Source organism: Vibrio sp. SBT000027, assembly GCF_963894355.1.
Taxonomy (GTDB): domain Bacteria; phylum Pseudomonadota; class Gammaproteobacteria; order Enterobacterales; family Vibrionaceae; genus Vibrio; species Vibrio splendidus.
This window is the reverse complement of the sequence record NZ_CAWQGD010000004.1, coordinates 3156512-3169895: the sequence shown is the minus strand read 5'-3', so window position 1 is coordinate 3169895 and position 13384 is coordinate 3156512. Positions and strand designations below refer to the sequence as shown.

Below are 13384 nucleotides of genomic sequence, written 5' to 3'. Positions count from 1 at the left end.
TTTTGTTGCTGCTTGCCCCTTTTTGTTCCACTCTGTTTTGAGACTATTGAAATTTAAGGCTTTCAGGGAATGAAAAAGGTATTCATGGTGATTGGCATTGTGGTGGCCATCATCGTTGCGACTATCGCAGCGTTGTTATTAAGCCTACAAACTCAATACCGATCGGATGTTGCTAACTTTTTTATCAAGCATACGCTTGAACAACCTGTACTCATTGAAGACGTTGAGTATCAGGCGCCTTATCACATCACCTTGATGGGCATTACCCAAAGCCAACCTGATAAACAAAAACCTCTCTATATCGACAAGATCGATCTTTGGTTCAGTCCCAGCTCGATTACAGAAGCTAAACTGGTCTTGGACTCCGCCTTGATCAGTGGCCTACAGTTGGAAATAAGCGATCTAGAGGCATTCACGCCGTTATTCACCCAACCAAACATCAAGCTCCACCAGCTAGCCATCAATAATCTCGACTTTTCGACCCCAGACTTTAATGCGCGAGGCATCGACCTCCAGATCTCCGAGCCAACGTGGGATGACAACAACGCATTGCTGCCTTATGGCAAAATCCAACTCTCAGCCACGCAGCTGTATTGGCAAGGAGAAGCCTTCGATAACCTGTTGTTTGACCTAGATTTAAAACCTAGCGATAGCACGCTTTATGGCGCTTCATTTGACTGGCGCGGTGCCAAGATTTCAGGACAAGCAGAGCAGTATCAGCAAGATTGGTCGTTGGTGAATGTGACCGTCGATGGCTTACGACTCAATCAGAAACAGACCCAAAGCCTACTAAGCAAAGAGTGGGATGTAGCCGGTATTCAGATCAATCACATCAATAGCTTAGATATTCTGCGCAGCGACGTGGAATGGCAAGATGGTCACCTCGCAGCTTTTGATGCCTCACTAGAAAATATCCAACTGCCTTTTGAGCTGTGGAAGCAACAGAAAGCCATTTTCTCTCTGCAAGCAGAGGGGGTGACCATTGATGATGACATCTTCATAGAGCCAAGTATCAAGCTCAATTTAGATCCGAACCAGATTCTGATTGAAGACTTCTATACTCAATTCTTACAAGGCAGTATTCAACTTAATGGCGAAGTCACTCCTAGCAGCATTCAATTAGCGCAGCTCGACCTGCAAGGCATAAAGTGGATTACGGAAAGCCAAGATAAAGTTCTACCATCCGCTCGCCTATTGCCTTGGCTGACACAGCTTCAGCAAGCCTCTATTGACCGACTTAATATAGAACGTAGCCAACTTATCCAACTCGCAAACAAACCTTACTGGCAGGTCTCAGGGCTGCATGTAGAAGGACATCAGGTTCAACTGCTGCAACAGAGAAAGTTAGGACTGTGGCAAGGCAAGTTGATGGTTAGCGCCAACGATGCCAGCTATCAAAATATTGTCAGTGTTCAACCCGTGGTTGAAATGAATAGCGAACAAGGGAAATGGACGCTGACACGCCTGTTCATGCCGCTAAAGCACGGCTATATTGAAGCCAACGCGACACTCGACTTCAACCAAATCAGTAAGCCATGGACCTTAGATATCTCTGCCGACGGATTACCCATAGCACCCATGCTGCAGCAACTCGAATTACCACTCGATGCAACCGGGTATGGTGAGTTTGAACTTCAAGCCGCAGGCTTGTATGGCGATTCCTTGATGTTCGGTTACTCGACCACAGGGCAACTCACTGGCAGTGTTCGCCAAGGTGTGATGACCTTTAACGATAAGCTTTCTGAAACATCGACCGATAACGTCTTTGAAATTCCAGAGCTTAATGCGAATTTTGACCGTGGTCGCTTCACTCTCGAACCAATGCACATTATTGGTGCGTCCGCAGCAGAGCAAGGTACACAAAGAGTTCAAACGCTCAACGGTGAGGTTTCTGGAGAACTCGACTTGCTTAAGATCGAGCAACACACTCTATCTATTTCGTTATCGGACCCATGCCATCAAATCTCAGGAAAGCTCACCCAAGCTGAGTATTCCGAGAGCAACGACTGCCAACAAAAAAGCGCCACTCCACAGGAGTAGCGCCTTCTATCTTTAATCTTTATCTGTATCTGTATCTGTATCTGTATCTGTTAGCCAGTGTCAACTATACGCTTACGTTAGAGTCTGTTGATAATCGCTTTTTGTAGTCAGGGATCAGCATATAGGTTCCCGTAAACTCAACCGCTTCCACATCGCCACTGTTAATGGTCACATGAATGATGATGCGAGCTTTTCTGCCCGACGCGAGGCGATCTAAATCGCCACTGATCCCATCCAATGACGTAGATGCGACTGGGTTTTGCTCGACTGGGTGACGATAACGAATATTACTGTCTGCCAGTACGATATCACCGGTCAGCCCACGTTCTTTCATCAGTAACCAAGTCATTCCCCAACCCGTTAGAGTCGCCAAGGTAAAAGCTGAGCCAGCAAACATGGTGTTATGAGGGTTAAGGTTGGGATTCAACTGAGCGCTACACTCAAACTGATAACCCGTGTATTGGTTGATCTTGATGCCCATTTTGTCACTGATCGGGATCTGATTTTCCCAACGCTGCTGAAGCTCATTACACCATTCTGGTTTGCGCAGTACATCAGCCATTGGATCAAGAGGTTTCACCATCTGTTGGTGACGCACAGGGCCGCGTTGATCGTTAATTTCACCACGACGTTCAAACTCATTCTTCTCATAGAATGAGATCGCATCTTCACGTGCATTACACACCAAACGCTTCGCCCCTTCTTGACGTGCCAGTGACTCTAGCGCAACCAAGATAAGTGAGCCCATGCCTTTACTTTGGCGAGATTTCTTCACCGCCATATAGCGAATCTGCCCCTCTAGATCTGGGGTGATATAGAGACGACCAATCGCCATCGGGCGACCTCGACCATCGACAATCATGCGATGGTGACTCATGGCATCGTATTCATCGCGCTCTGAACCTACCGGCATTCGCCAAGGTTCACGGAGCATCTGCCAGCGAAAATGGTAATACTTGTTCAATTGATTTTCGGTGGTCGGTGTTATGAGTTTAAACATGCTTATTCCTTTAAGCCTAAACCTGCAGCCAGAATGTTACTGGGCCATCATTAACCAAAGACACTTTCATGTCGGCTGCGAATCGGCCACGTTCCGTTGGCAACACTGATTCACACTGGTCAGAGAAATAGTTGTAAAGACGCTCTGCATCTTCTGGGTGAGCACCACGAGAAAATCCTGCTCGTGTGCCTTTTTTGGTATCAGCTGGCAGAGTGAATTGAGAAACCACTAATACCTTACCTTCTACCTGCTTTACATTGAGATTCATTTTATCGTCTTCATCTCCAAAGACACGATAAGTGGTCACTCGTTCCATCAAACGTTTGGCTTTGGCTTCGTCATCACCTTTTTCTACGCCTAACAGAACCAATAAGCCTTGCTCAATCTCACCCACTACTTCGCCATCAACACGGACGGCAGCTTCACTTACTCTCTGGATCAGTGCTATCACTGTTGTTTCCTTGCTCTGTGATTTTTTCTTTATCCGACGAGTGTACCATTTCTTGAGAGTCACTCCACTGTTCCTGCTCGCCCAACGCGGCCGTCACCTCAGCACCCACCAACACAATCAACCAGCACAAATACACCCAGACAAAAAGAATGGGAATCGCCGCTAATGCGCCATAAATCAATTGGTAAGAAGGGAATTGAGTAATGTAAGCCGCGAAGCCTTTCTTACTGAGTTCGAACAACAGAGCCGCAACCAGAGAGCCCGCTGCCGCATGAGAAAAGTGTATCTTTTTGTTGGGAACCAACAGATACAGACCGAAAAACGCAAAGAATGAGGTAATCAAAGGGAGCTTGCGAATCACGGTATTAAAGGCACTCGACACGACTTCGTTTTGTAACAAGTTCAATGATGTCACATACGACGTTGCAGCAATGCTCGCCCCAATCAAAATAGGTCCAAGCGTTAGCACCATCCAATACATTGAAAAGGACAATACGGCCCGACGCTTTTCTGTTACTCGCCAGATGTAGTTAAGGTTCTTATCGATGTTGGAGATCAGCATCAATGCCGCAATGAATAGGAACACACTGCCCACCGCTGTCATTTTTCCGGTATTGGCAACGAACTCGAGTAGAGCACCATGCACCGCATCCCCAGATGCTGGAACAAAGTTGGTAATAACGAAGTTTTGAATCACTAGGCCAACATCAGCAAAGACTGAAAATGACGATAAGATAGAGAGCAAAACCGTCAACATCGGTACGATCGAGAGCAAAGTAATGTACGCCAAGTAACCCGCATTCACATTGACCCTATCGTGCGTCATTCGCGCCAAAAGATAGCGGGAAAACTGAATGCTCCCTGTGACTGCGTTTTTTATCTTCAACTTGTAACTCCCTGGTAACTCGTTCATAGTCCTAATTAATATTCCTTTATTTAACTATAGGAAACTAGGATGCCTTATTTAATAGTTATAGTCCTCTCTATTTTTACTCTTACTGGATGCCAATCAGCTTATTACTCCGCCATGGAGCAAGTGGGTTACCACAAGCGTGACATTATGGTCGATAGAGTGGAAGACGCTAAAGAGTCGCAGCAGGATGCTCAGGAAGAGTTTACTAGCGCACTTGAAGCCTTGAGTAGCCTGACGAACTTCAGTGGCGGCGACCTTGAAGATATGTACAACCAAATCAACGATAAATACCAAGACAGCGAGAAAGCCGCACAAAATGTCAGTGATCGCATTGCTGCGATTGAAGACGTGTCAGATGCGCTGTTTGCAGAATGGCAGAGCGAGTTAGACCTCTACACCAGTGCTTCACTGCGCCGTTCGAGTGAACAAAAACTGCGAGAAACCCAATCGTCTTACAAGACCATGCTTTCAGCAATGAAACGCGCTGAGAAGAAAATGGACCCGGTACTCAACACCCTTCGCGACAATACGCTTTATCTAAAGCATAACCTCAATGCGAGTGCTGTCGGTTCGTTGCAGGGCGAATTTATGAGCTTAGAAAAAGACATCGCCTACGCGATAGAACAGATGAATGCTGCAATAGCAGAATCGGATAAGTTCCTAGCTCAACTGAACCAGAAGTAGCGCTACAGATAAAGAACACGATGCAACCTATCATTATTACTGGCGGCCCCGGAGCTGGGAAGACAACACTGATTAATGCCTTGGGTGACATGGGTTACCCAACCTTCACTGAGTCCTCTCGCCAGTTAATAGAACAGCAGAGCCAACTTGAGAACGGTATCTTACCTTGGTTAGACCTACCGGGCTTTGCTCGCCTGTGTCTCACTGTCATGAATGAGCAAAAGGAACAGGCCAACCAGCATCCGGTTGCGTTTCTCGATCGCGCCATTCCAGATATCTGCGGTTACTTAACTCAGGCGAACCTTAAGATTGACGAAGTCTACCGAGAAGCTAGCCAAGGCTATCACTCACAAGCCTTGTTCTGTCGCCCTGAGGCATCGATTTACGTACAAGATGATGTGAGGCCTTATCCGTTTGAAGAGGCATTAGAGATTCACCACGCGTTAGTCAGAGTCTATCAAGAGCTTGGGTATGAGATTATCGAGGTGCCATTTATGTCAGTCGAAGAGCGGGCTCTATTTGTTAAAAGCCACCTTGGTATCACAAGCTAGATCCCCACTCGGTCGTCCCTCCCTCTTGAGGATGACGAATACTTAAATGCTCTTCGTATCTCGCATCTCGTTTACCCGCATCTAAACAAACTTCCGTCATTCCCTACAGTGAGGAACGAACGTGATAGGGAATCTCTTGGATGCCGTAAAAGAAAGATTCCAGATATCTCGTCCCTCAATTCTGGAATGACGATTCGATAAATAAATATGGAACACGCTCTTCGTATCTCGCATCTCGTTTACTCGTATCTACTCCAACACCACATAAAACAAAAGCCCCGAGCAGCTAGGCTACTCGGGGCTTTCTTACTTATTCTAAAACGTATTGCTTGATAGCTAGAAGCTAGTCAGCTGGCAATTAAGCCTTAGCTGGACGTGCTGCACGCTTACGGTCGTTTTCAGTAAGAAGTTTCTTACGGATACGTACGTTTAGTGGCGTTACTTCTACTAGTTCATCTTCATCGATAAACTCAAGAGCTTGCTCTAGAGTGTGCTTGATCGGTGGAGAAAGAACTTGTGCTTCATCAGTACCAGATGCACGAACGTTCGTTAGTTGCTTACCTTTCAGACAGTTTACTGTCAGGTCGTTTGAACGGTTGTGAATACCGATTACTTGACCTTCATAAACTTCATCAGCGTGCTCTGTGAATAGACGACCACGAGCTTGAAGGAAGAACAATGCGTAAGTCAGTGCTTTACCCGTTGCGTTCGAAATTAGAACACCGTTGTTACGCTGACCAATGATACCGCCTTTGTAAGGACCGTAGTGATCGAACGAGTGGTAAATAAGACCAGAACCAGACGTCATTGTAAGGAATTCAGTTTGGAAACCGATAAGACCACGAGAAGGCATCATGAAGTCCATGCGAACACGGCCTTTACCATCTGGTGCCATATCTGTTAGCTCACCCTTACGTAGACCGATGCTTTCCATGATCGCACCTTGGTGCTCTTCAACTACATCGATAGTAACCGTTTCGAACGGTTCCATTTTCTGACCATCTTCTTCTTTGATGATTACTTCTGGACGAGATACTGCTAGCTCGAAACCTTCACGACGCATGTTTTCGATCAGGATAGAAAGGTGAAGCTCACCACGGCCTGATACGCGGAAACGGTCTGGACTTTCAGTTTCTTCAACACGTAGTGCAACGTTATGAACCAATTCTTTTTCAAGACGCTCAAGGATGTTACGTGAAGTTACAAACTTACCTTCTTTACCCGCGAACGGAGAAGTGTTTACTTGGAAAGTCATTGTTACTGTTGGTTCATCAACAGACAGTGGTTCCATTGCTTCAACATTGTTTACGTCACAGATAGTGTCTGAAATTTTCAGTTCACCAAGACCTGTGATTGCAATGATGTCGCCAGCGTTAGCTTGTTCTACTTCGTGACGCTCAAGACCTAGGTAACCAAGTACAGTACCTACTTTACCGTTACGTTTTTTGCCTTCAGCATTCACGATAGTTACTTGTTGGTTTGGCTTAACAGAACCACGAGTAACACGAGCAACACCGATAACACCTACGTAAGAGCTGTAATCAAGTTGCGAAATTTGCATTTGAAGTGGACCTTCAAGGTCAACTGCAGGTGCTTCTACTGTATCAACAACAGCTTGGAACAATGGTTCCATGTCTGTGCCAACTTCGCCTTCTTCCATTGTTGCCCAACCGTTTAGAGCTGAAGCGTAAACAACAGTAAAGTCTAGTTGCTCATCAGTCGCGCCTAGGTTGTCGAACAAGTCAAATACTTGGTCCATAACCCAATCAGGACGAGCACCAGGACGGTCAATCTTGTTGATAACAACGATTGGCTTAAGGCCGTGTGCGAAAGCTTTTTGCGTTACGAAACGAGTTTGAGGCATTGGGCCATCAACTGCATCAACGATCAGAAGAACTGAATCAACCATAGACATGATACGTTCAACTTCACCACCGAAGTCCGCGTGTCCAGGGGTATCTACGATGTTGATACGGTAATCATTCCAGTCAATTGCTGTGTTCTTAGCAAGGATTGTAATGCCACGCTCTTTTTCGATGTCATTCGAATCCATGACACGCTCTTCAGCTTCACCACGAGACTCAAGAGTGCCTGACTGTTGTAGTAGTTTATCAACCAAAGTCGTTTTACCGTGGTCAACGTGCGCGATGATCGCGATATTTCTTAACTTATCAATCTGTGGAGTAGACATGGATTCTCGATTCACTCATAAAAGGTAGCCGTCAATTATCTCAAAAGTTTGGATAATAACCGCTAGCTTGATTTAAAAAACGGTCAATAATATACCAGATTTTAGACAAAAACCCAGAAATATGTGATCTCAACCAAGGCTTTTTTCTTTATTAGCGATTCATATCCGCTTAACTTTGATTCAGTACAGTATCTAACAGCCTAATTCGTAGGATTCTAAAAAAGCATCCGCCGCAAGATAGACAGCCAAATCTCCGGCAAAATAACAAAAGTGGATTGACAACTTAGGCAATTCATTGCTGAATGGTGCTCGCTTATGTTTCATATTGGTGCACAGACAAGCAGTTGCACCAACAAGGTGCATTAGAAGATCATTTTGGTGCAAAAACCAAAGTTAACGAAACAAGAAAACAAGTAAATCATTGAAATTAATGGAATAATTTTTTTGGCACGTTTTTGGCTATAGATAAATCAGCATCGATTAATGCACTTATAGACATTAATCAATGCTAGTTTCAACCGAATCGAGCTAATACCGAATTAATAACACTGGAGGTTATCCAAGATGTCAGTAGAAAATGTACTATCCCTGATCCAAGAGAACGAAGTTAAATTTATCGACTTACGTTTTACTGATACAAAAGGTAAAGAGCAGCACATCTCTATTCCTTCTCACCAAGTTGATGCAGACTTCTTCGAAGAAGGTAAAATGTTTGACGGCTCTTCAGTAGCTGGTTGGAAAGGCATTAACGAATCTGACATGGTAATGATGCCAGACGCAGCTTCAGCTGTACTGGACCCATTCACAGAAGATGCAACGCTAAACATCCGTTGTGACATCCTTGAGCCTGCAACAATGCAAGGCTACGACCGTGACCCACGCTCTATCGCTAAGCGTTCTGAAGAATACCTACGTTCTACGGGTATCGCAGACACAGTTCTAGTTGGTCCAGAGCCAGAATTTTTCCTATTCGATGACGTTAAGTTCTCAAACGACATGTCTGGTTCTTTCTTCAAGATTGATGATGTAGAAGCAGCTTGGAACACAGGTTCTGACATCGAAGGCGGTAACAAAGGTCACCGTCCTGGCGTTAAAGGCGGTTACTTCCCAGTAGCTCCTGTAGATTCATCTCAAGACATCCGTTCAGCAATGTGTCTAGTAATGGAAGAGATGGGCCTAGTAGTTGAAGCTCACCACCACGAAGTAGCAACTGCGGGTCAAAACGAAATCGCAACTCGCTTCAACACGCTAACAACAAAAGCGGATGAGACTCAAATCTACAAGTACGTTGTACACAACGTTGCTCACGCATTTGGTAAAACAGCGACATTCATGCCTAAGCCACTAGTTGGTGACAACGGTTCTGGTATGCACGTTCACCAATCTCTAGCAAAAGACGGCGTTAACCTGTTTGCTGGTGATAAGTACGGCGGCCTATCTGAAATGGCGCTTTACTACATCGGTGGTGTAATCAAGCACGCTCGTGCAATCAACGCATTTGCTAACCCGTCAACTAACTCGTACAAGCGTCTTGTACCTGGTTTTGAAGCTCCGGTAATGCTTGCTTACTCAGCACGTAACCGTTCTGCTTCTATCCGTATCCCAGTAGTACCAAGCCCGAAAGCACGTCGTATCGAGCTACGTTTTGGTGACCCAGCAGCGAACCCATACCTATGTTACTCAGCAATGCTGATGGCTGGCCTTGACGGTATCAAGAACAAGATCCACCCAGGCGAAGCTATGGATAAAGATCTATACGACCTTCCAGCAGAAGAAGCGGCTGAAATCCCAACCGTTGCTGAATCTCTAGAAGTAGCGCTTAAAGCACTAGACGACGATCGTGAGTTCCTAACAGCTGGCGGCGTATTCTCTGACGATTTCATTGATTCTTACATCACACTGAAATCTGACGACGTACAACGCGTGAACATGGCAACACACCCACTTGAGTTTGAACTGTACTACTCAGTTTAATCTCCTGTAGGGATAAGCCATTTCTTACTGCAACCTTGTAAGAATCGCTGACTAAATATTAGGCTCGCCTCGCAGGCGGGCCTTTTTTATATACTCCCTCTCCCTGCTTCCTCGTACCATACCTTAGACAAAAGCCCTCAGAGGCTGCAGCTATAAATACAATAAAATCAATAACAAAACCAACGCCAAACGTGAAATCACCTAGCGGTGAAAAGAGGCTAAAGATATGAAAAATATACTGTTCCTGATCGGGTTAACAGTCGCGATCTCGTGCTCTGCTCAAACGGTGTATACCTGGGTGGATGAGGATGGTGTTCTCCACTTTAGTGATACCCCTACCGACCAAGATGCCAAATCTCTTCGCCTACCGGATGTGCAAGCATCAGCGCCGGCTCCTAAATTTGAAGCCTCGACGCCCGTTGATGCTGCAGCTTCATCTACAACTAAAACGGCAACGCCAGCTCAGGCTCAGGGGAAAAAAGAAAGCACGAAACGTGAGGCACCAGCTCAACTAGCCCTCACCATGCTGACTCCCGTTCATGACCAAACCATCCGTAGCAACCGTGGCTTAATCCCTGTTCAAATAGAACTTAGCCGCAAACTTGGTATTGGAGAACAGTTGCAATTGATGCTCGATGGTCGTCGTTATGGCGCACCACAAACCCAACCGAATTGGGAACTGAAAGGTATCGATCGAGGTACTCACACCATTGCAATTCAAGCACATAGAAGCGGCAAGCTTATTGCATCTACTAGTCCAGTCACCGTGTATTTACATCGAGCGACGCTCAAGTAGGCCAATGTGTTAAAAGAGACTGAATTACCTCTACTTTTCACCTAATCGAAGCAGCTTTCAGCGACTCTAATGAATTATCTTTAGCTTCTGGTTGATATGCGCCATACTTGAACTTAGCTACGCACCAATTTGGTGCAGTGAGAAAAACACCAGTTCAAGGACGAAATAGTGAATCGATCAGCCAAAAGCGACAGCATAGATACACATCATCTTTCCAGCGCCATTCTCGACAATATGGTGACTTCAACATTGATGCTCGATGAGCAACTGTATGTCCGATACGCCAACCCGGCGGCTGAACAACTCTTTTCACAAAGCGCGCGACGCATCGTCGATCATCCACTGAGCCAACTTATTCAACACGCCTCACTGGATTTGGCGCTTCTGACGCAACCGCTACAAAGTGGCCAGAGCATTACCGACAGTGACGTTACCTTCGTTGTTGATAACCGCCCACTGATGCTTGAAGTCACGGTTAGCCCAATCTCTTGGCAACGAGAGACGCTGTTATTGGTTGAGATGCGCAAGATAGACCAGCAAAGACGCCTCAGCCAAGAGCTCAACCAACACGCACAACAACAAGCAGCTAAGCTGTTGGTGCGCGGGTTAGCACATGAGATTAAGAACCCACTCGGTGGCTTAAGAGGTGCGGCGCAGTTACTTGGGAAAATGCTTCCTGATCAGTCTCTTAATGAATATACACAGATCATTATTGAGCAAGCCGACCGCCTAAGAGCGTTAGTCGATCGCCTGCTTGGTCCTCAAAAACCGGGGACCAAGTCAGAAGAGAACCTACACCAGATACTTGAGAAAGTCAGGCAGCTCGTAGAACTCGAGTCGGGTTCAACGCTCGCCATCGAACGAGATTACGACCCGAGCTTACCGGACATTCTGATGGATTCAGCACAAGTTGAACAAGCGATGCTCAATATCGTGAGCAACGCGGCGCAGATTTTAAAGGCCCAAGAATCAGGGAAAATCACCATTCGCACCAGAACGGTGCATCAAGCCAATATTCATGGGCAGCGACACAAACTCGCAGCGCGCATTGAGATCAGCGATAACGGCCCCGGCATCCCCGATGATTTAAAAGACACGCTGTTTTACCCGATGGTCAGCGGACGAGAGGGTGGCACAGGGCTGGGACTATCGATTTCTCAAAACCTGATCGATCAGCACAATGGAAAAATTGATGTTGAGAGCTGGCCGGGTAACACCACATTCACGATTTACCTACCCATTTAGGTCAACAGAACCTCGCGATTGGACAGCGAGACGAAAGGCTTAACTCGGTAACACAAAGATTAAAGACATCATAAAAACAACAATGATTATCACAATAGATTTGGCTGCAAAGGAATTGAATTATGAGTAAGGGATACGTTTGGGTCGTTGATGACGACAGTTCTATACGCTGGGTCGTAGAGAAAACACTTTCATCTGCGGATATAAAGTGCGAAACATTTGCTGATGCTGAGAGCGTATTGCTTGCTCTTGAGCGCGAGACACCAGACGTTTTGGTGTCCGACATTCGCATGCCTGGCATTGACGGGATTGAGCTGTTACACCAAGTTCACCAGCGCTCTCCCGACCTGCCAGTGATCATTATGACCGCGCACTCAGACCTCGATGCAGCGGTGAACGCTTATCAAAAAGGGGCTTTTGAGTATCTGCCTAAGCCGTTTGATATTGATGAGACACTGACTCTAGTAGAGCGAGCCATCGCACACAGCCAAGAGCAAAAGCGAGAACAAGCCAGCGAAGTAGCCGAAGAGACCAACGCACCAGAAATCATCGGTGAAGCACCAGCAATGCAGGAAGTTTTCCGAGCTATTGGCCGTTTGTCTCGTTCATCCATTTCGGTTCTTATTAATGGTGAATCGGGGACTGGTAAAGAATTAGTCGCGCACGCGCTGCATCGTCACAGCCCAAGAGCTAAAAAGCCATTCATTGCGTTAAACATGGCGGCAATCCCTAAAGACTTGATCGAATCAGAGCTGTTTGGCCACGAGAAAGGCGCTTTTACTGGCGCTAACAGTGTTCGCCAAGGACGATTCGAACAAGCCAACGGCGGTACTCTGTTTCTTGATGAAATAGGCGATATGCCACTCGATATTCAGACTCGACTACTGCGCGTGCTTTCTGATGGCCAATTTTATCGCGTAGGTGGGCATTCTGCGGTTAAGGTTGATGTTCGTATCGTTGCAGCAACCCACCAAGATCTTGAGCGCTTGGTGCATGACGGTGGTTTCCGTGAAGACCTTTTCCATCGACTGAACGTTATCCGAATCCATATTCCGGCACTGCGCGAACGTAAACAGGACATTGAAAAGCTGACTCACCACTTCCTAGCATCCGCCGCTGAAGAGCTTGGTGTAGAAGTGAAGACACTGCACTCAGAGACCATCATGAAGCTCAATCAGCTAAATTGGCCGGGTAACGTACGTCAGCTTGAGAACATCTGTCGTTGGCTCACAGTCATGGCGAGCGGCAGTGAAATACTCCCTTCAGACTTGCCTCCTGAACTGTTGGAAGAAAAAGTGGTGACGACCTCAGGGACTGGAGACAACTGGCAACAACTGCTCGCTAATTGGGCAAAGTGTGCGCTTGATTCAGGAGAAAAAGAGCTACTAACTTATGCGCTGCCAGAGTTTGAACGTATACTGCTAGAGGCTGCACTCAACCATACCAATGGTCATAAACAGGATGCAGCCAAGGTTTTAGGTTGGGGAAGAAACACCCTAACTCGTAAACTAAAAGAACTGTACTAGACCTTATATGACT

Annotated in this window: 11 protein-coding genes; 7 read left to right on the top strand and 4 right to left on the bottom strand. The window is 46.2% G+C overall.

The window, feature by feature from the left end:
• The first annotated feature begins 69 nt into the window (after positions 1-69).
• Positions 70-2040: an AsmA family protein gene (locus tag AACU28_RS23945; RefSeq protein ID WP_121603668.1), complete on the top strand. Its 1971-nt coding sequence runs from the start codon at positions 70-72 to the stop codon at positions 2038-2040.
• A 64-nt stretch (positions 2041-2104) separates the two neighbouring features.
• Here the strand turns inward: AACU28_RS23945 and AACU28_RS23940 are convergent, their stop codons facing one another.
• The 3 genes from AACU28_RS23940 to AACU28_RS23930 are packed head-to-tail and all read right to left on the bottom strand — an operon-like array spanning position 2105 to position 4404.
• Positions 2105-3040: a bifunctional GNAT family N-acetyltransferase/hotdog fold thioesterase gene (locus tag AACU28_RS23940; protein ID WP_004735591.1), complete on the bottom strand. Its 936-nt coding sequence runs from the start codon at positions 3038-3040 to the stop codon at positions 2105-2107.
• A gap of 16 nt (positions 3041-3056) precedes the next feature.
• Entirely contained in the window at positions 3057-3491 is a 435-nt protein-coding gene (gene dtd / locus AACU28_RS23935) for a D-aminoacyl-tRNA deacylase (protein ID WP_004735590.1), read from the bottom strand.
• Positions 3463-4404, bottom strand: coding sequence for a virulence factor BrkB family protein (locus AACU28_RS23930; protein WP_017086963.1), 942 nt, complete (start codon positions 4402-4404; stop codon positions 3463-3465). Before AACU28_RS23930 ends, dtd begins: the two co-directional genes overlap by 29 nt.
• Positions 4405-4446: 42 nt before the next feature.
• Here AACU28_RS23930 and AACU28_RS23925 point away from each other — a divergent pair, with 42 nt between their 5' ends.
• Positions 4447-5088, top strand: a complete 642-nt coding sequence (locus AACU28_RS23925; RefSeq protein WP_017079335.1) for a DUF2959 domain-containing protein — start codon at positions 4447-4449, stop codon at positions 5086-5088.
• A 20-nt stretch (positions 5089-5108) separates the two neighbouring features.
• Positions 5109-5639, top strand: coding sequence for an AAA family ATPase (locus tag AACU28_RS23920; RefSeq protein WP_121603667.1), 531 nt, complete (start codon positions 5109-5111; stop codon positions 5637-5639).
• Positions 5640-5997: 358 nt separating this feature from the next.
• On the opposite strand, the gene typA is transcribed toward AACU28_RS23920, so the two are convergent.
• Positions 5998-7830, bottom strand: a complete 1833-nt coding sequence (gene typA, locus AACU28_RS23915; protein ID WP_004735586.1) for a translational GTPase TypA — start codon at positions 7828-7830, stop codon at positions 5998-6000.
• A gap of 564 nt (positions 7831-8394) precedes the next feature.
• Between typA and glnA the strand changes: the two genes are divergently transcribed.
• The 4 genes from glnA to glnG all read left to right on the top strand — a co-directional run bounded on the left by glnA (position 8395) and on the right by glnG (position 13371).
• A complete protein-coding gene (glnA, locus tag AACU28_RS23910) occupies positions 8395-9804 on the top strand; it encodes a glutamate--ammonia ligase (RefSeq protein WP_004735585.1) in 1410 nt (469 codons plus the stop codon).
• Positions 9805-10030: 226 nt separating this feature from the next.
• Complete coding sequence (locus AACU28_RS23905; RefSeq protein ID WP_121603666.1) at positions 10031-10600, top strand: DUF4124 domain-containing protein; 570 nt, start codon at positions 10031-10033, stop codon at positions 10598-10600.
• A 168-nt stretch (positions 10601-10768) separates the two neighbouring features.
• Positions 10769-11845, top strand: coding sequence for a nitrogen regulation protein NR(II) (gene glnL / locus AACU28_RS23900; protein WP_017079339.1), 1077 nt, complete (start codon positions 10769-10771; stop codon positions 11843-11845).
• A 122-nt stretch (positions 11846-11967) separates the two neighbouring features.
• Complete coding sequence (gene glnG / locus AACU28_RS23895) at positions 11968-13371, top strand: nitrogen regulation protein NR(I) (protein ID WP_017081697.1); 1404 nt, start codon at positions 11968-11970, stop codon at positions 13369-13371.
• Positions 13372-13384: the final 13 nt, after the last annotated feature.

Bases quoted from the DNA above. Each gene is read 5' to 3' on its own strand.
- glnG (WP_017081697.1), top strand. From the start codon at position 11,968: ATGAGTAAGGGATACGTTTGGGTCGTTGATGACGACAGTTCTATACGC.
- AACU28_RS23925 (WP_017079335.1), top strand. From the start codon at position 4,447: ATGCCTTATTTAATAGTTATAGTCCTCTCTATTTTTACTCTTACTGGA.
- AACU28_RS23905 (WP_121603666.1), top strand. From the start codon at position 10,031: ATGAAAAATATACTGTTCCTGATCGGGTTAACAGTCGCGATCTCGTGC.
- typA (WP_004735586.1), bottom strand. From the start codon at position 7,830: ATGTCTACTCCACAGATTGATAAGTTAAGAAATATCGCGATCATCGCG.
- glnA (WP_004735585.1), top strand. From the start codon at position 8,395: ATGTCAGTAGAAAATGTACTATCCCTGATCCAAGAGAACGAAGTTAAA.
- AACU28_RS23945 (WP_121603668.1), top strand. From the start codon at position 70: ATGAAAAAGGTATTCATGGTGATTGGCATTGTGGTGGCCATCATCGTT.
- AACU28_RS23940 (WP_004735591.1), bottom strand. From the start codon at position 3,040: ATGTTTAAACTCATAACACCGACCACCGAAAATCAATTGAACAAGTAT.
- AACU28_RS23930 (WP_017086963.1), bottom strand. From the start codon at position 4,404: ATGAACGAGTTACCAGGGAGTTACAAGTTGAAGATAAAAAACGCAGTC.
- AACU28_RS23920 (WP_121603667.1), top strand. From the start codon at position 5,109: ATGCAACCTATCATTATTACTGGCGGCCCCGGAGCTGGGAAGACAACA.